Origin of the sequence: Xanthomonas sp. LF07-6 (assembly GCF_034105445.1) — a bacterium.
GTDB classification, from domain to species: domain Bacteria; phylum Pseudomonadota; class Gammaproteobacteria; order Xanthomonadales; family Xanthomonadaceae; genus Xanthomonas_A; species Xanthomonas_A sontii.
In genome coordinates this window covers 161185-181296 of record NZ_JAXGGI010000004.1, presented here as the reverse complement: position 1 = coordinate 181296, position 20112 = coordinate 161185, and the positions used below count along the sequence as shown (strand labels likewise).

The 20112-nt window shown below is 67.9% G+C and carries 18 protein-coding genes; 8 read left to right on the top strand and 10 right to left on the bottom strand.

All coding sequences use genetic code 11. From position 1 onward, the window contains the following. Window positions 1–76 precede the first annotated feature (76 nt). From rfbB to rfbD, 4 genes are read left to right on the top strand one after another with little or no spacing between them, the layout of a single operon-like run. Window positions 77–1132, top strand: a complete 1056-nt coding sequence (rfbB, locus tag SLW56_RS09720; RefSeq protein ID WP_267085172.1) for a dTDP-glucose 4,6-dehydratase — start codon at window positions 77–79, stop codon at window positions 1130–1132. A 58-nt stretch (window positions 1133–1190) separates the two neighbouring features. Then, complete coding sequence (rfbA, locus tag SLW56_RS09715; RefSeq protein ID WP_267085171.1) at window positions 1191–2078, top strand: glucose-1-phosphate thymidylyltransferase RfbA; 888 nt, start codon at window positions 1191–1193, stop codon at window positions 2076–2078. After that, on the top strand, window positions 2075–2632 hold the full coding sequence (gene rfbC, locus SLW56_RS09710; RefSeq protein ID WP_267085170.1) for a dTDP-4-dehydrorhamnose 3,5-epimerase: 558 nt from the start codon (window positions 2075–2077) through the stop codon (window positions 2630–2632). Before rfbA ends, rfbC begins: the two co-directional genes overlap by 4 nt. Then, window positions 2629–3543 carry a dTDP-4-dehydrorhamnose reductase gene (rfbD, locus tag SLW56_RS09705; RefSeq protein WP_267085169.1) on the top strand — a complete coding sequence of 305 codons (915 nt, stop codon included), beginning with the start codon at window positions 2629–2631 and terminating at the stop codon, window positions 3541–3543. The genes rfbC and rfbD overlap by 4 nt, the downstream gene beginning before the upstream one ends. Before the next feature lie 83 nt (window positions 3544–3626). Here rfbD and SLW56_RS09700 read toward each other — a convergent pair whose 3' ends face one another. Beyond that, a complete protein-coding gene (locus SLW56_RS09700; protein WP_267085168.1) occupies window positions 3627–5030 on the bottom strand; it encodes a mannose-1-phosphate guanylyltransferase/mannose-6-phosphate isomerase in 1404 nt (467 codons plus the stop codon). Window positions 5031–5074: 44 nt separating this feature from the next. Next, window positions 5075–6421, bottom strand: a complete 1347-nt coding sequence (locus SLW56_RS09695) for a phosphomannomutase (protein WP_320694771.1) — start codon at window positions 6419–6421, stop codon at window positions 5075–5077. 133 nt (window positions 6422–6554) lie between these two features. On the opposite strand from SLW56_RS09695, the gene SLW56_RS09690 reads away from it, so the two are divergent. Together SLW56_RS09690 and SLW56_RS09685 are read left to right on the top strand one after the other, a co-directional pair. Further along, window positions 6555–7292, top strand: coding sequence for a CoA transferase subunit A (locus SLW56_RS09690; protein ID WP_148827300.1), 738 nt, complete (start codon window positions 6555–6557; stop codon window positions 7290–7292). Window position 7293: 1 nt separating this feature from the next. Beyond that, window positions 7294–7932: a CoA transferase subunit B gene (locus SLW56_RS09685; RefSeq protein WP_267085167.1), complete on the top strand. Its 639-nt coding sequence runs from the start codon at window positions 7294–7296 to the stop codon at window positions 7930–7932. A 1-nt stretch (window position 7933) separates the two neighbouring features. Here the strand turns inward: SLW56_RS09685 and SLW56_RS09680 are convergent, their stop codons facing one another. After that, window positions 7934–10000: a glycoside hydrolase family 99-like domain-containing protein gene (locus SLW56_RS09680; protein WP_320694770.1), complete on the bottom strand. Its 2067-nt coding sequence runs from the start codon at window positions 9998–10000 to the stop codon at window positions 7934–7936. Window positions 10001–10011: 11 nt separating this feature from the next. Continuing rightward, window positions 10012–11655, bottom strand: coding sequence for an electron transfer flavoprotein-ubiquinone oxidoreductase (locus SLW56_RS09675; RefSeq protein ID WP_320694769.1), 1644 nt, complete (start codon window positions 11653–11655; stop codon window positions 10012–10014). Window positions 11656–11768: 113 nt separating this feature from the next. On the opposite strand from SLW56_RS09675, the gene SLW56_RS09670 reads away from it, so the two are divergent. Further along, complete coding sequence (locus tag SLW56_RS09670; protein WP_320694768.1) at window positions 11769–12389, top strand: alpha-ketoglutarate-dependent dioxygenase AlkB; 621 nt, start codon at window positions 11769–11771, stop codon at window positions 12387–12389. A 255-nt stretch (window positions 12390–12644) separates the two neighbouring features. On the opposite strand, the gene SLW56_RS09665 is transcribed toward SLW56_RS09670, so the two are convergent. The 4 genes from SLW56_RS09665 to SLW56_RS09650 form a co-directional block, all read right to left on the bottom strand. Then, a complete protein-coding gene (locus SLW56_RS09665) occupies window positions 12645–13319 on the bottom strand; it encodes an ABC-type transport auxiliary lipoprotein family protein (RefSeq protein WP_320694767.1) in 675 nt (224 codons plus the stop codon). Beyond that, window positions 13316–14242 carry an MlaD family protein gene (locus tag SLW56_RS09660; protein ID WP_152246356.1) on the bottom strand — a complete coding sequence of 309 codons (927 nt, stop codon included), beginning with the start codon at window positions 14240–14242 and terminating at the stop codon, window positions 13316–13318. The genes SLW56_RS09665 and SLW56_RS09660 overlap by 4 nt, the downstream gene beginning before the upstream one ends. Before the next feature lie 4 nt (window positions 14243–14246). Continuing rightward, complete coding sequence (locus SLW56_RS09655; protein ID WP_267085163.1) at window positions 14247–15068, bottom strand: ABC transporter ATP-binding protein; 822 nt, start codon at window positions 15066–15068, stop codon at window positions 14247–14249. 81 nt (window positions 15069–15149) lie between these two features. Further along, window positions 15150–16262, bottom strand: a complete 1113-nt coding sequence (locus SLW56_RS09650) for an ABC transporter permease (RefSeq protein WP_010340194.1) — start codon at window positions 16260–16262, stop codon at window positions 15150–15152. 100 nt (window positions 16263–16362) lie between these two features. On the opposite strand from SLW56_RS09650, the gene SLW56_RS09645 reads away from it, so the two are divergent. After that, window positions 16363–17622, top strand: coding sequence for a threonine/serine exporter family protein (locus SLW56_RS09645; protein ID WP_043093281.1), 1260 nt, complete (start codon window positions 16363–16365; stop codon window positions 17620–17622). Between the two features lie 59 nt (window positions 17623–17681). Here the strand turns inward: SLW56_RS09645 and SLW56_RS09640 are convergent, their stop codons facing one another. Next, window positions 17682–18143, bottom strand: a complete 462-nt coding sequence (locus SLW56_RS09640) for an H-NS histone family protein (RefSeq protein ID WP_017907458.1) — start codon at window positions 18141–18143, stop codon at window positions 17682–17684. Window positions 18144–18393: 250 nt separating this feature from the next. Next, a complete protein-coding gene (locus tag SLW56_RS09635) occupies window positions 18394–20088 on the bottom strand; it encodes a proline--tRNA ligase (protein ID WP_320694766.1) in 1695 nt (564 codons plus the stop codon). Window positions 20089–20112: the final 24 nt, after the last annotated feature.

Here is a 20112-nt window from a genome sequence, read left to right as displayed (position 1 = left end):
CCGGTTCATACAAAGCGTATATCCTGTGCGGTTAGAATATCAGGCGCCGACGGCGCCGAATCAGGAGAGACACACAGTGGCGACTTGGCTCGTAACCGGCGGTGCCGGTTTCATCGGCGGTAATTTCGTGCTTGAGGCGGTGGCGCGCGGCATCCGAGTGATCAACCTGGACGCGTTGACCTATGCCGGGAACCTGAACACGCTGGCGTCGCTGGACGGCAACCCGGACCATGTATTCGTGCACGGGGATATCGGCGACCGCGAGCTGGTGGGCCGCCTGCTCGCCGAGCACCAGCCCGACGCTGTGGTCAATTTCGCCGCCGAAAGCCACGTGGATCGCTCGATCGACGGGCCCGGTGCCTTCATCCAGACCAACGTGGTCGGCACCCTCGGTCTGCTGGAGTCGGTGCGCGATCACTGGAAGGCGCTGCCGGAGGACCGCCGCGACGCGTTCCGCTTCCTGCACGTGTCCACCGACGAGGTCTACGGCACGCTCGGCGAGACCGGCAAGTTCAGCGAAACCACGCCGTATGCGCCGAACTCGCCGTACTCGGCGTCCAAGGCCGCGTCCGACCACCTGGTGCGCGCGTTCCACCATACCTACGGCCTGCCGGTCCTGACCACCAACTGCTCCAACAACTACGGCCCGTACCACTTCCCCGAAAAGCTCATCCCGCTGGTGATCGCCAAGGCGCTGGCCGGCGAGCCGCTGCCGGTGTACGGCGATGGCAAGCAGGTGCGCGACTGGCTGTTCGTCGGCGACCACTGCGAGGCGATCCGTACCGTGCTGGCCAAGGGCAAGGTCGGCGAGACCTACAACGTCGGCGGCAATTCGGAGAAGCAGAACATCGAGGTGGTGCAGGCGATCTGCGCGCTGCTGGACGCGCGGCGTCCGCGCGAGGACGGCAAGCCGCGCGCCAGCCAGATCACCTACGTCGCCGATAGGCCCGGCCACGACCGCCGCTACGCCATCGATGCGTCCAAGCTGAAGAACGAACTGGGCTGGGAGCCGCAGTACACCTTCGAACAGGGCATCGCGCTCACTGTGGACTGGTACCTGAACCATCAGGACTGGGTGCAGGGCGTGCTCGACGGCAGCTATCGGCTGGAACGCATCGGCACCGCGGCATAACGCCAGTCCCTCGCAAGAATCCGCCCATGCGCGTGCGGACTTCACCAGGAAATACCTCATGACACAACGCAAGGGCATCATCCTCGCTGGCGGCTCCGGCACGCGGCTGTACCCGATCACCAAGGGCGTCAGCAAGCAACTGCTACCGGTGTACGACAAGCCGATGATCTACTACCCGCTCAGCGTGCTGATGCTGGCCGGCATCCGCGAGGTGCTGATCATCAATACCCCGCACGAGCAGGCGCTGTTCCAGGCGCTGCTGGGCGATGGCGCGCAGTGGGGCATGGACATCCAGTACGCGGTGCAGCCGAGCCCGGACGGGCTCGCCCAGGCCTACCTGATCGGCCGCGACTTCGTCGCCGGCAAGCCGAGCTGCCTGGTGCTGGGCGACAACATCTTCCACGGCCATGGTCTGACCGAGACCCTGCAGCGTGCCAATGCGCGGCAACAGGGCGCCACCGTGTTCGGCTACTGGGTCAACGACCCCGAGCGCTACGGCGTGGCCGAGTTCGATGCGTCCGGCAAGGTCATCGACATTGAGGAAAAGCCGGCCAAGCCGCGCTCCCACTACGCCGTCACCGGCCTGTATTTCTACGATGGCCGGGCCAGCGACCATGCCGCGGAATTGAAGCCCTCGCCGCGCGGCGAACTGGAGATCACCGATCTCAATCGCCGTTACCTGGAAGCCGGCGAACTGCATCTGGAAGCGCTGGGCCGCGGCTATGCATGGCTGGATACCGGCACCCACCAGTCGCTGCACGAAGCGTGTAATTTCATCGAGACCATCCAGTCGCGGCAGGGCCTACAGGTCTGCTGCCCGGAAGAGATCGCATTCGGGAATGGATGGATCGATGCGGTGCAACTGGAGAAACTTGCCGCTCCCTTGCGTAAGAACGCTTATGGCACCTACCTGCATGAACTGGCTGTACGAGGATCCGTTCCGTGAAAGTGATTGAAACCAATCTGCCTGGCTGCGTGGTGATCGAGCCGGCAGTGTTCGGCGACGCGCGTGGCTATTTCTTCGAGACCTGGAACGCCGAGCGCTTCGGTGAGCATGGCTTGCCGACCAAGTTCGTGCAGAGCAATGTCTCCACCTCGGCCAAGGGCGTGCTGCGTGGCCTGCATTACCAGTGGCCGCGGCCGCAGGGCAAGCTGGTCAGCGTGCTGGAGGGCGAGGTGTACGACGTCGCCGTCGACATCCGCCACGGCTCGCCGCACTTCGGCTGCTGGGCCGCAGTGGTGCTGAGCGCGGAGAACAAGAAGCAGTTCTGGATTCCGGAAGGCTTCGCGCACGGGTTTGCCGTGCTGTCGGAGCGCGCGGTGTTCAGCTATCTGTGCACCGACGTGTACGTCAAGGAAGCCGACGCCGGCGTGCGCTGGGACGATGCCGCGATCGGCGTGGACTGGCCGATCTCCGAGCCGGTGCTGTCGGGCAAGGACGCGGTTGCGCCGTTCCTGGCCGACATCCCGGTCGAGCGCCTGCCGGTCTACCAGCCATGAGCGTGCTGGTCTTCGGCGGCAACGGCCAGGTCGGGCAGGAACTGCTGCGGGCGTTGGCCGGGCAGGGGCCGGTGGTCGCGACCACGCGCAGCGGACAGTTGCCCGACGGCAGCGCCTGCGAGCGCGCCGATTTCGACCAGCCGCAGACCCTGGGCGAACTGCTGGACCGGCTGCGGCCGGCGGCGGTGGTCAACGCCGCGGCCTACACCGCGGTCGATCGTGCCGAGCAGGACGCCGAAGCGGCGCACCGCGCCAATGCCGAGTCGCCGGCGGCGATCGCCGCCTGGTGCGCGGCGCACGGCGTGCCGCTGGTGCATTACTCCACCGATTACGTGTTCGACGGGCAGGGCACGCAGCCCTATCCCGAAGATGCGCCCACCGCGCCGCTGGGCGTGTACGGCGCCACCAAGCTGGCCGGCGAGGAGGCGATCCGCGCCTCCGGTGCGCAGCACCTGATCTTCCGTACCGCCTGGGTGTACGCAGCGCACGGGCACAATTTCCTGCGCACCATGTTGCGGGTCGGCGCCGACCGCGACGAACTCAAGGTGGTCGCCGACCAGGTCGGCACGCCGACGCCGGCGGCGCTGATCGCCGATGTCACCGCGCGGGTGCTGGCGCAGCGCGCGACGTTGCCGTCCGGGACCTGGCATCTGACCGCGACCGGCGAGACCACCTGGCACGGCTTCGCCGAGGCGATCTTTGCCGAGGCGGTGGCCGCGGGCTTGTTGACGCGTGCGCCGCGGGTGCTGCCGATCACCACCGCCGAGTATCCGACCCCGGCCAAGCGTCCGGCATATTCGCGCCTGGACGTGTCGCGCCTGCAGCGCGATTTCGCGCTGGAACTGCCACAGTGGCGCGATGGTCTGCGCCAGGTCATCGGCGAACTCGCCGCGGCAGCGTCGGCCGCCTGACCGCCGCACACGGTAAACCACGCAGCCGAAGAACAAAGAGCCGGGCAATGCCCGGCTCTTTGCGTTTGCGGCGTGCGCCGAACTCAGGTGCGCCCGTAGGTGTCCTCGAAGCGCACGATGTCGTCTTCGCCCAGGTAGCTGCCCGACTGCACTTCGATCAGCTCCAACGGCAGCTTGCCGGGGTTCTTCAAACGATGCGTCACCCCGAGCGGGATGTAGGTGCTCTGGTTCTCGGTGAGCAGCAGCACCTCGTCGCCACGGGTGACCTCGGCGGTGCCGCTGACCACGATCCAGTGCTCGGCGCGGTGGTGATGCATCTGCAGGCTCAGCGTGGCGCCGGGCTTGACCGTGATGCGCTTGACCTGGAAGCGCTGGCCGTTGTCGATCGAATCGTAGGCGCCCCACGGGCGGTACACCTTGCGGTGCCAGGTGGCTTCGGAACGCCCATCGGCCTTGATCCTGCCGACGATGTCCTTCACTTCCTGGATGCGTTCGCGATGGCCGACCAGTACCGCGTCGTCGGTCTCCACCACCACCACGTCCTGCAGGCCCACCATCGCGATCAGGCGCGAGCCGTAGGCGTAGGTGTTGCGGCAATCGATCTCGATCACGTCGCCGTGGTGGGCGTTGCCGTTGGTGTCCTGCGGCGACACATCCAGCAGCGCCGACCACGAGCCGACATCGCTCCACTTCGCGTCCAGCGGCACCACCACCGCGTCGGCGGTCTTCTCCATCACCGCGTAGTCGATGGAATCGGAGGGGCTGGCGGCGAAGGCCTCCTTGTCCAGACGGGTGAAGTCGGCATCGCGCTTGGCCGATTGCCAGGCCTTGGTGCAGGCATCGGCGATGGCGGGCTGGAACTTGCGCAGTTCTTCCAGATAGCGCGAGGCGCGGAACAGGAACATGCCGCTGTTCCAGTAGTACTCGCCGGAGGCCAGGTAGCTTTTCGCGGTGGCCAGGTCGGGCTTTTCGACGAAGCGCTCGACCGCGTGCGCGCCGTCGCCGGCGGCGGCCTTGATGTAGCCGTAGCCGGTTTCCGGTGCGGTCGGCTTGATTCCGAACGTCACCAGCTTGCCTTGCTCGGCCGCGACGGCGGCCACGCGCACCGCGGCCTGGAAGGCGGCTTCGTCGCCGATCACATGGTCGGAGGGCAGGACCAGCAACAGCGGGTCGGCGCCATCGCGCGAGGCCTCCAGCGCCGCCACCGCGATCGCCGGCGCGGTGTTGCGGCCCTTGGGTTCGAGCAGGATCGCATGCGGCTTCACGCCGATCTGCTGCAACTGCTCGGCCGCGACAAAGCGGTGCTCTTCGTTGGCGACCACGATGGGCGCGTGCGCGGCCACGGGCGCGGCGCGCTGCCAGGTGGCCTGCAGCATGCTCTGCTCGCCGACCAGCGGCAGGAACTGTTTCGGATACGACTCGCGCGACAACGGCCACAGCCGCGTGCCGGAACCGCCGGACAGGATGATGGGAAGGACGTCGCTCATGGGCGATGGAACTCCATAGTGCGTCTAGGGGGAGGGTGGTGGGATCAGCCGCGCAGCAGCTCGGAGATCTCCTGGGTGCGCTGCTCCAGCAGCGCCGCGTCGCCGCGGGTTTCCACGTTCAGGCGCAGCAGCGGTTCGGTGTTGGAACTGCGCAGGTTGAAACGCCAGTCGGCGAATTCGGCGCTGACGCCGTCGGTGTAGTCCAGCGTCGGCGCATGCGAGGCGAAGTGCTCCATCACCCGCGCCACGGCGGCCTTGGCGTCGGCTACCTTGAAGTTGATCTCGCCGCTGCACGGGAACTTCTGCATGCGCGCCTCGACCAGATCGGCCAGCGAGCGGCCGGACTGCGACACCAGTTCGGCGATCAGCAGCCACGGGATCATCCCCGAGTCGGCGTAGGCGAATTCGCGGAAGTAATGGTGGGCGCTCATTTCGCCGCCATATACGGCGTTTTCGCTGCGCATCTTCTCCTTGATGAAGGCATGGCCGCTCTTGCACAGCACCGGGATGCCGCCGGCTTCTTCGACCTGTTCGATGGTGTTCCAGGTCAGGCGCGGGTCGTGCACGACCTTGCCGCCCGGCTGCTTGGCCAGGATCGCCTGCGCCAGCAGGCCCACCAGGTAGTAGCCCTCGATGAAGCGGCCGTCGGCATCGAAGAAGAAGCAACGGTCGAAGTCGCCGTCCCAGGCGATGCCGAAGTCGGCGCCGTGCTGCTTGACCGCGTTGGCGGTGGCGGCGCGGTTCTCCGGCAGCAGCGGGTTGGGAATGCCGTTGGGGAAGTGCCCGTCCGGCTCGTGGAAGACGCGCACGAACTCGAACGGCAGATGCGGCGCGAGCAGGTCGACGATGGCGCCGGCGCCGCCGTTGCCGGCGTTGACCACCAGTTTCAGCGGCTTGAGCGTGGCGCGGTCGACATAGCTCAGCAGGTGCTCGATGTAGGCGCTCTTGTCCGGACGGTGATGCTCGGCGGCGGTCGGCTCGGCGGCCGCCGCGGTGTCGGCGGCGACGGTGTCGCGGATCGCGAACAGGCCGGTATCGGAGCTGATCGGGCGCGCGTTCTCGCGCACCAGCTTCATGCCGTTGTAGTCCATCGGGTTGTGGCTGGCGGTGACCATCACGCCGCCGGCGGCCTGCAGGTGGTCGGTCTGGAAATACACTTCCTCGGTGCCGCACAGGCCGATGTCGATGACCTCGCGGCCGCTGGCGCGCAGGCCGGCCGACAGCGCGTCCTGCAGCCCCTGGCTGGCCAGGCGCACGTCGTGGCCGATCACCACCGGGCCGCTGCCCAATTGCCCCGCCAGCGCCACGCCGATCCTGCGGGCCAGGTCCTCGTTCAGTTCGTCGGGTACGCGGCCGCGGATGTCGTAGGCCTTGAATGCGGGAAGCGACATGGAAGAGGGTCCTAGTTGGGGGAAACCGGAGTGTAACGTTACGGCGCTTAATCGGTCGTTGCGGCGGTGCGGCGGGGGTCGCAGTCCCCGAGCGGCTAAACTAGCTGTCTACATTCCAATGCGGAGCTGGCGAATGGGCGACACCTCTACCCCTGCGGGCGGGCGGCGCGGCAAGCTTTTCCCCGATGCGGCCACGGCGCTGGCCGATGTGGTGGCGGACGGACAGACCCTGGCGGTTGGCGGGTTCGGCCTGTGCGGTATTCCCGAGGCCCTGATCGCGGCCTTGCGCGACAGCGGCGTCAACGGTCTCACGGTGATCTCCAACAACGCCGGCGTCGATGGCTTCGGCCTGGGCCAGCTGCTGGCGACGCGACAGATCCGCAAGATGATTTCGTCCTACGTCGGCGAGAACAAGGAGTTCGAACGCCAGTACCTGGCCGGCGAGCTGGAACTGGAATTCAACCCGCAGGGCACCCTGGCCGAACGCCTGCGCGCCGGTGGCGCCGGCATCCCGGCGTTCTTCACCGCCACCGGCTACGGCACGGTGGTCGCCGAGGGCAAGGAGACCCGCGAATTCGACGGCAAGCACTATGTACTGGAGACCGCGCTGCGCGCCGACGTGGCCCTGGTCAAGGCGTGGAAGGCCGATGCCGCTGGCAACCTGGTGTTCCGCAAGACCGCGCGCAACTTCAACCCGGCCTGCGCGATGGCCGGCAAGCTTTGCATCGCCGAGGTCGAGGACGTCGTGGAGACCGGCAGCCTCGATCCGGACCAGGTGCACCTGCCCGGCATCTACGTCGACCGCATCGTGCACAACCCGCATCCCGAAAAACGCATCGAACAGCGCACCCTGCGCCAGAAGGACGCCTGACATGGCCTGGACCCGCGACGACATGGCGCAGCGCGCCGCCCGCGAACTCACCGACGGCGCCTACGTGAACCTGGGCATCGGCCTGCCGACCCTGGTCGCCAACCACATTCCCGAGGGCGTGGACGTGTGGCTGCAATCGGAGAATGGCCTGCTCGGCATCGGCCCGTTCCCGACCGAGGACGAGGTCGACGCCGACCTGATCAACGCCGGCAAGCAGACCGTCACCGCCCGCGCCGGCGCCAGCTACTTCGGCAGCCACGATTCCTTCGCGATGATCCGCGGCGGCCATATCGACCTGGCCATCCTCGGCGCGATGCAAGTGAGCGAGAAGGGCGACCTGGCCAACTGGATGGTGCCCGGCAAGATGGTCAAGGGCATGGGCGGGGCGATGGACCTGGTGGCCGGGGTCAAGCGCGTGGTCGTGCTGATGGAACACGTGGCCAAGGACGGCAGTCACAAGATCCTGCCGGCCTGCGACCTGCCGCTGACCGGCGTCGGCGTGGTCGACCGCATCATCACCGACCTGGCCGTGTTCGACGTCACCGACAGCGGCCTGGTGCTGGTGGAAACCGCCGAGGGTGTGGACGAGGCCGAACTGGTCGCCAAGACCGGCGTGCCGTTTTCGATCCGGGCCGGGTGATCTAGCCTCTGCGTGCGTACTTGTAGGGGCCGGCAGGCGCGTGCTCGGCCCCCACGAGGGAGGCGGCACTGGTCAGCGCATAGCCCCGATCCACCGCGCAGAGGCTGAACAGGCGCTCGATGGCATGCGCCAAGGTGCCATCGACCTGTCCCGCCTCTTTCTCGAATTCGCCGGCCTGCAGGTGGCAGTCCAAAATGGGCTGAATCGCCTGCAGGCGCACCCAGAACATGCTGCCGCCTGCAAAGACCGCGCTCTCGATGTCCGGTTGCGCCAGACCCATGCGCGTGGCCAGGGCACGCACGGCCTGCTCGTTGGCTCCCCAGTAGAAGCTCAGGGGCTGGAGATGTCCTTCCGGGGCCACCAGGCCGAGCTCCGGACGCTGCTGGAAGGCCTCCACGATCGCCTTGACCCGGTCGCGGTCAAGGAGGCTGCCCAACATTTCGCGCCGCCATTGATCGCCATCCTGGCGATGCACCGAACGTTTGGTGTGCAGCTTCAGCACCACTGATACGCCGGCATCGAGCAGGCGATCGGCGATCCGCAGGAACGGCAGGATGTCGCGGCCATGGTTGTCGTGGACCACGACCTCGGCCTCCATCCCCTGTTGTTTCAGGGCGAGGTTGACACCGGCGAGGTTGCGTTCCGTCGTCGTCACGATGAGCTGGTGGTCGAACGCCGCCTCGCGCAGCTGCGCCAGCAATTCTTCCAGAACATCGACATACCAGGCATGGATGACGACGTGCGGGCGTTGGTTTGCGGGGCGCTTTGGTTGCAATGCGCGGCGAGTCGCTTCCAGCCATGCGTGGCCCAGGCGCGCATCCGGTTCCAGGACGGCGCCTTCGGCCCATTCGTTCCAGGCATTGACGAATACCATGCGCTGCGCAGCCGGAACGGGCGCAAGCCGGTCATGGATGGTCTGCGACAGCCATGTCCCGTAGCCGCGCGGGGAGGCATGGAGATACACGCGGCCCTTGCCGGAGCGGCGGGGCTCGTTATCCCAGCCGGGATTGACGCAGGGATAGAGCGGATAGTCCTGCAACGGCCTGGCTGCCATCTCGGTCGCCAGGACGCGCCAGTCCAGCACCTCCCCGGCAAAATCCGGATTGATCAACAACTGTGCGCCAGCCACCGAGGGCGGCGCACTCATATTGGGCGGAAACTCCACGGCAGCATCAAAGCCGATATCGCGCGGATCGGGACGCTCGAACCCCTGGACGTACGCAAGATGGATCTCGCCGATCCCATTGGCTGCGCACCACGCGCGCCAACGCGACGCCGTTGCCTTCGGATCCGGCATCAGATTCGGACGATAGACCAGCACCAGCGGCTTGCCGTCGATGCGCAAGTAGCGAGGGTCGGCGAGATAGGTGGCCAAGTGCGCGATGAAGGCCAGATCGTCTGCGTCGCTGTGTTGCTGCTCGATCAGGATGTCGGTATTGCGGCCGTCCCACCGGCGCGCCCAGTTCTCGTTGGCCCAGCACAGGCAGTAGGGCAGGGAAATGGTCGTGTCATCGCGCCAGTTGCGGATGGGGTCCTCGAGCAGGGTCGTTCCTGCGAACCAATAAAAATAGAAACAGAAGGCGCCGATCCCGTACTCGGAGGCGAGTTGCGCCTGCTGCCGCATCACCTCGCGGTCGCGCAGATTGTAGAACCCAAGATCAGCCGGGATCCGTGGCTGCATGTGTCCATAGAACTGCGGCAGGGCGCGGCTGACGTTGCGCCACTCGGTGAAGCCCTTGCCCCACCATGCATCGTTCTCCGGAATCGCATGGAACTGCGGGAGATAGAACGCGACCAGGGTCGCCGGCAGCGGCGACGGCAGCACGCCCTTCTGGTAAGGCACATGACCGATCGCCGCCTCGTCGGCGCGATGCAGAGGGCGCAGGGCCATGCTCCCGACGCTCGCGACGCGCCCTCTGGGCGCCTCCGGCACCCAGTTCGCGTATCTATCGAGAAACCAGTTGCGCCATCGGTCGCGGAGTCCTTCTGAGATTGGCATCGCACGAAAGGCGATACGCAACACGCGGTACAGGCCCGCCCGCAGGCGTGCCGGCATGGAGTCGCTCATCCGGTGACCGCTCACAGGTTCTGGTAATTCGGCCCGGAGCCGCCTTCCGGCGTCACCCAGTCGATGATCGCGTAGGGATCCTTGATGTCGCAGGTCTTGCAGTGCACGCAGTTGGCGGCGTTGATCTGCAGGCGCTTGCCGGCCGCGTCGTCGACGATCTCGTACACCGCCGCCGGGCAGAAGCGCGTGCAGGGGTTGCCGTATTCCTCGGTGCAGCGGGTCACGCAGATCTGCGGGTCGAGCACGTGCAGGTGCACCGGCTGGTCCTCGTCGTGCTCGGTGGCGGCGAAGTACACGCCCTGCAGGCGGTCGCGCGGGGCCAGCTCGCGCTGCACGTAGTCGCGCTTGGGCTGCTCGTGCTCGCCCAGTCGGTCCAGGCTCTTCCAGTCGGCGCCGACCTTCAGCGTCCACGGCGAGGCGCCCTTGACCAGGGTTTCCCAGGCGCCGTTGAGCAGGCCGAACCACAGCCCCTTCTTGAAGCCGGGCTTGATGTTGCGTACCTGACGGAGCTCGGCCATCACTTCGGAGTTGCGCAGGCGCGCGTCGAAGCCGGCCGGGTCCAGCGCGGCACCGGCGGCGAGGTGTTCGGCGGCGAGCATGCCGCTGCGGATCGCCTGGTGGGTACCCTTGATCTTGGGCACGTTGAGCAGGCCGGCGGTGTCGCCGATCAGCAGCGCGCCGGGCATCTCCACCTTCGGCAGCGACTGCCAGCCGCCGCTGGCGATGGCGCGCGCACCCGCCGAGAGGATGGTGCCGCCGTCCAGCAGGGCCTTCATCATCGGGTGGTTCTTCCACTGCTGGAAGGCTTCCCACGGGCGGTATTCGGGATCGTGGTAGTCCAGGCCGCTGACATAGCCCAGCGCCACCTGGTTGTTCTCCAGGTGGTACAGGAAGCTGCCGCCATAGGTCTTGCTGTCGGCCGGCCAACCCAGGGTGTGCACGATCTTGCCGGGGCTGACGCGGCCCTCGGGCAACTGCCACAGCTCCTTGATGCCGATCGAGAACGCCTGCGGATCGTGGCCGGCGTCGAGTGCGAAGCGCGCGATCAGGCGCTTGGTCAGGTGTCCGCGCGCGCCTTCTGCCAGCACCGTGACCTTGGCGCGGATGTCGATGCCGGCGGTGTAGCCGGGCTTGTGCGATCCGTCCTTGGCCACGCCCATGTCGCCGATGCGCACGCCCAGCACCGTGCCGTCCTCGGCGTGCAGGGTCTCGGCGGCGGCGAAGCCCGGGTAGATCTCCACGCCCAGCGCCTCGGCCTGCGGCGCCAGCCAGGCGCACATCGCGCCGAGGCTGACGATGAAGTTGCCGTGGTTGCGCATGCCCGGCGGCACCATCGGGAACTTGTGCCCGCCGTCCTTGCTCAGGTACCAGAACTCGTCCTCGGCCGCCGGCACGCAGATCGGCGGCGGGTTGTCGCGCCAGCCCGGCAGCAGCGCGTCCAGCGGCGCCGGTTCGATCACCGCGCCGGACAGGATATGCGCGCCGATGGTGCTGGCTTTCTCGATCACGCAGACCGAGATGTCGGGGTTGAGCTGCTTGAGCCGGATCGCGAACGCCAACCCGGCCGGGCCCGCGCCGACGGTGACGACGTCGTATTCCATGACGTCGCGCTCCACTGGCTGCGGCGCGTTGGCGCCGCCCTCGGTTCCCGTCATCTGCTCCGCTCCCGTTGGCTCGTTCTGGCTGCCCGCATTTTCAGGGTTTGCGCGTGAAGGGGCAAATTCCGCACGCTGGCGTATGGTGGCCGCCGGCGTGCTAGCGTGGCGCGATGGAACTGGACTTGCCCGGCGCCGATCTGCGCTGGTATCCCGAGTGGCTGGATCTGGTCGTGGCCGCGGCGCTGTGCACGCAGTTGCTGCATGAGGTGCCGTGGGAGGTGCACCGCATCCGCCTGTTCGGCAAGCTGGTCGATTCGCCGCGGCTGAGCTGCTGGATCGGCGACGCCGACGCCAGCTACCGCTATTCCGGCACCCGCTTCGCGCCGCATCCGTGGCCAGCGGCGCTGCTGCCGCTGCGCGCGCGCTTGGCGGCCGAGACCGGAGTGGCGTTCAACAGCGTGCTCGCCAACCGTTACCGCGACGGCCGCGACGCCATGGGCTGGCACAGCGACGACGAGCGCGAACTCGGTCCGACGCCGGTGATCGCCTCGCTGAGCCTGGGTGCGACGCGTCGCTTCGTGCTGCGCCATCGTCAGCAGCCGGCACTGCGCCAGGCGCTGGAACTGACCTCCGGCGGGCTGCTGCTGATGGCAGGCGACACCCAGCGCCTGTACCGGCACGCCCTGCCGCGCACCGCCAAGCCGGTCGGCGAGCGGATCAACCTGACGTTTCGCCGCATTGCGCTTGATCCCTTCTCCCTTCGGGAGAAGGTGCCCCGAAGGGGCGGATGAGGTTGGGTGGCCAGGGAGCTGTCTGGAGAGGACTCCGCGGCCGCCGCACCCTCACCCCCGGCCCCTCTCCCGGCGGGAGAGGGGAGCGACACTTTGATCCCTTCTCCCTTCGGGACCATGGCCCCCTTTTCGGGGGAAGGTGCCCCGAAGGGGCGGATGAGGGTGGGAGTTGCCAGGGAGGTGTCTGGGTGAGATGGCTCCCTGGCCCTCGCACCCTCACTCCCAGCCCCTCTCCCGGCGGGAGAGGGGAGCCAATCAGCGCCGCGGCGGCTTCTGGCTGGCCGGCGGCGGCACGCTGGGGGCCAGCGCGGTGGCGGCATCGGCCTGGCCCTGCTGCAGGGTCCAGCCGACCACGTCGTGGCCGAGTTGCGACATGGCCTGGCCGAAGGCGTCGACCACCTGCGATTCGGCTGTGCCGGCGGCGGGCTGGGTCACCAGGAAGGTGCGCGAGGCGACCACGCGCTGGTCGGCGCTGTACAGCAGCTTGGCGTTGAGCTCGATGGTCGCCGACGGCACCGTGCGCCCGGCGTAGTCCGATTCGAAACGGCGCAGGTCCAGCAGCAGCTTGTAGTCGGCGCGGATGCCGGTGCCGAGCCGGGCCACGCCGGGAATGCGCCCGGAATCCTCGAACGCGCGCAGCAGCATGTCCTCGAGCATGTCGGTGGCCGGTTGCGCCCAGCTGACGCCGCCGTACACCTGCAGTTCGTCGGGCGTCGGCCGTACGGCGATGCGCGAACTGTCGACCACGCGCGCGGCGCTGGGCTTGGTCAGCGCCAGTTGCCAGCTCACCTGCGGCCAGGCCGGGTCGGCGGTGACCCGCACGTCCGGCGCGTAGATCGTCACCGGCTCCTTGTTGCCGCCGGGCAGCGAGCAGCCGGTCAGCAGCAGGGCCGGCACGGCGAGCAGGAGGAAGGCGCGCATCGGCTTCATTTGGGTTTGAACTCCTTCGGGGCGTCGCGGCCGAGCAGGTAGCGCGCGGGGTTGTTGTCCAGGCGGTCGCTGACGCGGCGCAGGTCGCGGATCAGGCCGCGCAGTTCGGTCAGGGTCGGGCCGAGCTGGCCGAGGCCGTCGTTGGCGAAGCTGTTGATCGCCGAGCGGTTCTCGCCAAGGATCTTGTCGGCATTGCCGGCGGCCGAATCCAGCTTGCTCAGCGTGTCCTCCAGCTTGTCCAGGATCGGCGGCAACTGCTGCACCAGGTTCTGGTCCAGGCGCTGGATGGTGCCGTTGGTGGTCTTGAGCGTGGTGTCCAGGTTGCGCGCCGCATCGCGCGCGCTGACGATCAGCGACTGCATGCCCTGGTCGCGGTCGGCCAGGCCGCCGCTGATGGTTTCCAGGTTGTGCAGGGTGGCGGTGATGCTGGCGACATTGCGGTCGCTGAGCACCTCGTCCAGGCGCTCGACGATGCGGTTGGCGGTGTCGGTGATGTTCTGCAGCGCCGAGGGCGTGGTCTGGATGATCGGCGCGTCGCTGTTGTCGATCGAGGTCAGCGCCGGCGCTTCCGGGGTGCCGCCGGACAGTTGGATGATCGACGGGCCGGTCAGGCTGGTGATGCCCAGCTTGGCGCGGGTGTCGCTCTTGATCGGCGTGGTCGAGTTGACCCGGACCCGGGCCACCACCTGGCGCGGATCGTTCGGCGCCAGGGTCAGCTCGGTGATCGAGCCCACCGCGATGCCGTTGTACTGCACCGGGCTGCCGACCGACAGGCCGGTCACCGCTTCGCGGAACACCACGCGGTACTCCTGCCAGGTGCGGTCGGAGGAGTACTTGGCGGCCCAGAGTCCGAACAGCAGCAGCGCGATCCCCACCACGATGGTGAAGGCGCCGATCAGCACGTAATTGGCTTTGGTTTCCATGGGCTCAGGGGGTCTCGGTCCAGGCGGTCTTGGCATCGCGCGCGGCGCGGGCGCGCGGGCCGTGGAAATACTCTTGGATCCACGGATGGTCCACTTGCTCGATCTCGGCCAGCGGCGCGTTGGCGATGACCTTGCGGTCGGCCAGCACCGCCACGCGGTCGCAGATAGCGTACAAGGTGTCCAGATCGTGGGTGATGAGGAACACGGTCAGGCCCAGCGCTTCCTGCAGGGTGCGGATCAGCCGGTCGAAGGCGGCTGCGCCGATCGGGTCCAGCCCGGCGGTGGGTTCGTCCAGAAACAACAGGGGCGGGTCCAGCGCCAGCGCACGCGCCAGCCCGGCGCGCTTGCGCATGCCGCCGGACAGCTGCGAGGGCAGCTTGTTCAGCGCGTCGGCGGGCAGGCCGGCCAGCTTCACCTTCAGCAGCGCCAGCTCGTAGTGCCAACTGTCGGGCAGTTCGCCGAAATGCTCCTTCAGCGGCACCTGCACGTTCTCGCCGACGGTCAGCGAGGAGAACAGCGCGCCGTCCTGGAACAGCACGCCGGTATTGCGCTCCACGTGCAGGCGATCGGCGCGGCGGCCGGAATCGGTATCCACGCCGAGCACCTGGATCTTGCCGGCATCGGGCTCGCGCAGGCCGAGGATGGTGCGCATCAGCACCGACTTGCCGGTCCCCGAGCCGCCGACCACGCCGAGGATCTCGCCACGGCGCACGTCCAGGTCCAGGTCCTCGTGCACGGTCTGGCTGCCGAAGCGATTGACCAGGCCGCGGACGGAGATGGCCAGTTCCTGGTCGGGCATCGGGAGTGGGGAATCGGGAATGGTCAAGGCATGCACTCCCGGCCGACGTCGCTGACGCAGCCGGCGTTCCCCATTCCCGATTCTCGATTCCCGATTTCCGGCTTCAACTCACCACCCCATGTTCATGAACCACAGCGCGGCGATCGCGTCGATGATGATCACCAGCGAGATCGTCTGCACCACGCTGGAGGTGGTGCGCTCGCCGACGGACTGGGCGGTGCCTTCCACGCGCAGTCCCTCCAGGCAGCCGATCAGGCCGATCACGATAGCGAAGATCGGCGCCTTGGACAGGCCGACCAGCATGTGCCGGATCTGGATGGTGTCGTGCATGCGCGCCAGGTACATCTGCGGCGGGATGCCCAGGTCGAAGGCGCCGACGGTGACGCCGCCGGCCAGGCCGGCGATCATCGCCACGAAGGTCAGCAGCGGCAGCATCAGCAGCAGCGCCACCAGCCGCGGGATCACCAGCAGATCCATCGGGTCCAGGCCCAGGGTCTGGATCGCGTCGACCTCTTCGCGCGCCTTCATCGCGCCGATCTGCGCGGTGAACGCGCTGGCGGTGCGCCCGGCCAGCACGATCGCGGTCAGCAGCACCGCGAACTCGCGCAGGAAGGCGATGCTGACCAGCTCCACCACGTAGATCTCGGCGCCGAAGTCGCGCAGGATCGTGGAGCCGAGGAAGGCGATCACCGCGCCGACCAGGTAGGACAGCAGCGCCACCAGCGGCACCGCGTCCAGGCCGACCTGTTCCATGTGGTGCACGGTGGCGGTCAGGCGGAACCGGCGCGGCGCGTGCAGCAGCCGCAGCAGCTTGACCAGGGTCTCGCCCAGGAAACCGACCAGGGCGACGATTTCCTTGCCGTTGCGGTGCACCGCGTAGCCCAGGCGTTCCAGCGCCGCGGCGAAGCCATAGTCGCGCTTGCGCTTGGGGCGGTCGTCGGCGACGTCCTCGATGGTCGAGACCAGGGCGCGGTGGTCCTGGCGGAAATCCAGCGCCTCGTGGGCGATGCCGTTGCGGGTGGCGTAGCGCATCAGTTGCAGCACCCCGGCCGAATCCAGCTGGCCGATGCCGCTGGCGTCGATGCCGGTGGTGCCGGCCGGCATCCCGCGCAGCACTTCCGAGGACGCCAGAGCCGTGGCCAGGGTCCAACTGCCGGTCAGCCGCACCCGCGAGGGGTCTCGGTCGTCCTGGCTGAGTTTGGGCGGTTGCGGTTCGATCATGGGGGCGTCCGGTGCGCGAGCATACCTGTTTCGCCCGTGTTGCAGATGTGGTGATCGCGACGGGGTGGCCGGGCGCGGCGTTCGCGCCATACTAGCCGACATGCCCGCCGCTCCCACCGTCAGTCCCTCCGCCAACGCGACCTACGCGCAGCGCATCGCCTTCGTCTCCGACATCGCCGGGCGACTGCACACCTACGGCACCACCGCGCAGCGGCTGGAGGCGGCGGTGGTGGCGCTGGCGCAGCAGTTGGACCTGGACTGCGAGCCCTGGTCCAACCCGACCGGGCTGATCCTCAGCTTCAGCGACCCGACCAAGGCGATCGGCTCCAGCGACATCACCCGCGTGGTGCGGCTGGCGCCCGGCGACAACGACCTGCACAAGCTCAGCGTCGCCGACCGCATCGCCGACGACGTGGCCAGCGGGCGCATGAGCGTGGCCCAGGGCCACACCGCGCTGCGCCAGCTGGACCAGCCGCCGGGGCGGCGCTGGATGGCGATGCAGGTGCTCGGCTTCGGCCTGGCCGCGGCCGGCGTGGCCGGGTTGTGGCGCCTGCCGTGGCTGGACATCGCCACCGCCACCGCCATCGGCCTGCTGATCGGCGTGCTCACCCAGCTCACCGACAAACGCCCGGCCACCAAAGAAGCCAACGACGCGCTGGCGGCGTTGCTGGCCGGTTTCGTCGCGACCCTGGTGGCCAGTTTCGTGGCGCCGCTGAATCTCAATACGGTGATCATCGCCTCGCTGGTGGTGCTGCTGCCGGGTATGGCGCTGACCAATGCGGTCAACGAACTCACCAGCCAGCACTGGGTCTCGGGCACGGCGCGCTTCGCCGGCGCGGTCACCACCATCGTCAAGCTGACCGTCGGCGCGGTGATCGCGGTGACCCTGGCGCAACTGCTCGGCCTGGAGCCGATGGTGCGGGCGTCGCGGCCGCAGCACGGCTGGGTGGAATGGGCCTCGCTGCTGGTGGCCGCCTACGCGTTCGCACTGCTGTTCAAGGCCAGCCTGCGCGATTATCCGTTCGTGATGGCGGCATCGGTGGCCGGCTACGCGATCGCGCGTTTCGCCGGCGACGCCTGGGGCAGCCCGGTCGGCATCTTCCTGTCGGCGATGGTATTGACCGCGGCCGGCAATCTGTTCGGACGCATCGTGCACCGGCCGGGTGCGCTGGTCCGGTTGCCGGGCATCATCATGCTGGTGCCCGGGAGTGCCAGCTTGCGCGGGCTGTTGACCCTAGTCCAGCAGCAGGACGTGCTCGGCGGGCAATCGGCGCTGCTGACGGTGACCAATATCGTGATGGCGCTGGTCGCCGGCCTGCTGTTCGGCAATCTGTTGGTGCCGGCGCGCAAGAATCTTTGAATGCGGCAATAAAAAACGCCGGCATGCGCCGGCGTTTCGACTGCGGTTGCCGTGGCGGATCAGGCCTTCGGCGCAGCGCTCTTGCTGGCCTTCTTGGCGACGCGCTTGACCGCCTTCTTGGCGGTCTTCTTGGCCGGCGCGGCGGATTTGGCGGCGCCGCCGGCGATCAGGAAATCGTCGACCTTCTTGCCCTTGGCGACCAGGTCGGCCAGCCAGCGCGGCTGCTTGCCGCGGCCGGTCCAGGTTTCGGCGGCATTGGCGGGATTGCGGTATTTCGGAGGAACCTTGCCCAGTTTGCGGCCCGGCTTCGGACCCGGCTTGCCGGCCTTGCGACCGCGCGCGGCGGGGGCGCCGCCGAAGACTTCCTCGATGCTGTAGCCGTGGCTCTTGGCCAGGCGCGCCAGCTGGGTGCGGACCTTGGCGATGGGGGTGCGCTTGGCGACGATGGACTGCTGCTTCTTGGCGGTCTTGATGAGGGCGCCCAACTGCTTGGCCGACAGGCCACTGAGATCGATGGTCATCTTTACTCCGGAAAATGGGTGGTGGCTTCCGCCATTCCCTGGCTAGCGCAGGATCATAATGATGCTTTATCGGATTGACAAATACCCTGCTTAATTCGCGGCGGGTATTTTCGGTCGCAATCCCGTGGGAATATGTCTTTATGGATCCCTGGCGGCCGTAATCAATTGAAAACAGACCGCTCTGGTTTCCCCCATATGGCGTGACGGCGGCGTAAAGAAAAAGGGCCGGGATATCCTCCCGGCCCTTTCGTCATGCCTGCAGGCGTGCCAGCAAGGCGGTTCGATCCAGGTGTTCGGCATCGCCGCCGCTGCGCGCGCGATATTCGAAGGTGCCGGCGGCCAGGCCCCGCTCCGAGACCACCACCCGGTGCGGAACGCCGATCAATTCGATATCGGCGAACATCGCGCCGGGGCGCAGGCCGCGGTCGTCCAGCACCGCGTCCAGTCCGGCCTGCTGCAGCTCGGCCAGCAGCGCCTCGCCGGCGGCGTCGACCGCCGGGTCGCGCTTGGGATTGATCACGCACACCGCCACCGTCCACGGCGCCATCGGCTGCGGCCAGCGGATGCCGGCGTCGTCGTGGTTCTGCTCGATCGCCGCAGCGACGATGCGGGAAATGCCGATGCCGTAGCAGCCCATCGCCAGCGTCACGGTCTTGCCGTTCTCGTCCACCACGGTGGCGTCCAGCGCCTGCGCGTACTGGCGGCCGAGCTGGAACACATGGCCGACCTCGATACCGCGGGCCAGGCGGATCTCGCCGCCGTCGTGGGCGCGCTCGCCCTCGACCACGTTGCGCAGATCGGCCACGGCGTCCGGTTCCGGCAGGTCGCGGCCCCAGTTGACCCCTGCCAGGTGGAAGCCGCGTTCGTTGGCGCCGACCACGAAGTCGGCCAGCGCCGCCACGTCGCGGTCGGCGACCACGCGGATCGGCTGGCGCGGACCCAGCGGACCGAGGAAGCCCGGCTCACTGCCCAGATGCGCAAGGATCTCGGCCTCGTTGGCCATGCGATAGCCGGCCAGGCCGGCGACCTTGCCCAGCTTGATCTCGTTGACCGTGTGGTCGCCGCGCACCAGCGCCAGCACGAAGGTCTCGCCGGCCATCACCGCCACCGACTTGACCGTGCGCTGCAGCGGGATGCCGAGCAGCTCGGCCACCGCCTCGCAGGTCTTCTGGGTGGGCGTGGCGACCTTGCGCAGCTCCTCGCCGGCAGCCGGGCGCGGGGCCGGGGCCGCGGCGACGGCGGCTTCGACGTTGGCCGCGTAGTCCGAGCCGGTGGAGAACGCCAGCGAATCCTCGCCGGAGGCGGCCAGCACGTGGAATTCCTGCGAGGCGTCGCCGCCGATGTCGCCGGAATCGGCCTGCACCGCGCGGAACTGCAGTCCCAGGCGGGTGAAGATGCGGGTGTAGGCCGCCTTCATGTTCTCGTACTCGCGCGCCAGGTCCTCGTCGCTGATGTGGAACGAGTAGGCGTCCTTCATCAGGAACTCGCGCGCGCGCATCACCCCGAAGCGCGGGCGGATCTCGTCGCGGAACTTGGTCTGGATCTGGTAGAAGTTGACCGGCAACTGCTTGTAGCTGCTCAGCTCCTGCCGCGCGAAGTCGGCGGCGGCCTCTTCGGCGGTCGGGCTGTAGCAATAGTCCTGTTCCTTGCGGTCCTGCATGCGCAGCATCAGCCCGCCGAACTTGCTCCAGCGCCCGGTGGCATCCCACAGCTCGCGCGGCTGGATGGTCGGGAACAGCACTTCCACCGCGCCGGCGCGGTTCATTTCCTCGCGCACCACCGCTTCCACCTTGCGCAGCACGCGCAGGCCCAGCGGCGACCAGGTATACAGGCCTGAGGCGAGCTTGCGGATCATGCCCGCGCGCAGCATCAACTGGTGGCTGACCAGTTCGGCGTCGGCCGGGGTTTCCTTGGTGGTGTGCAGGTGGAACTGGGAAAGGCGCATCGAGGGGCTTCGCAGACGGCGGGT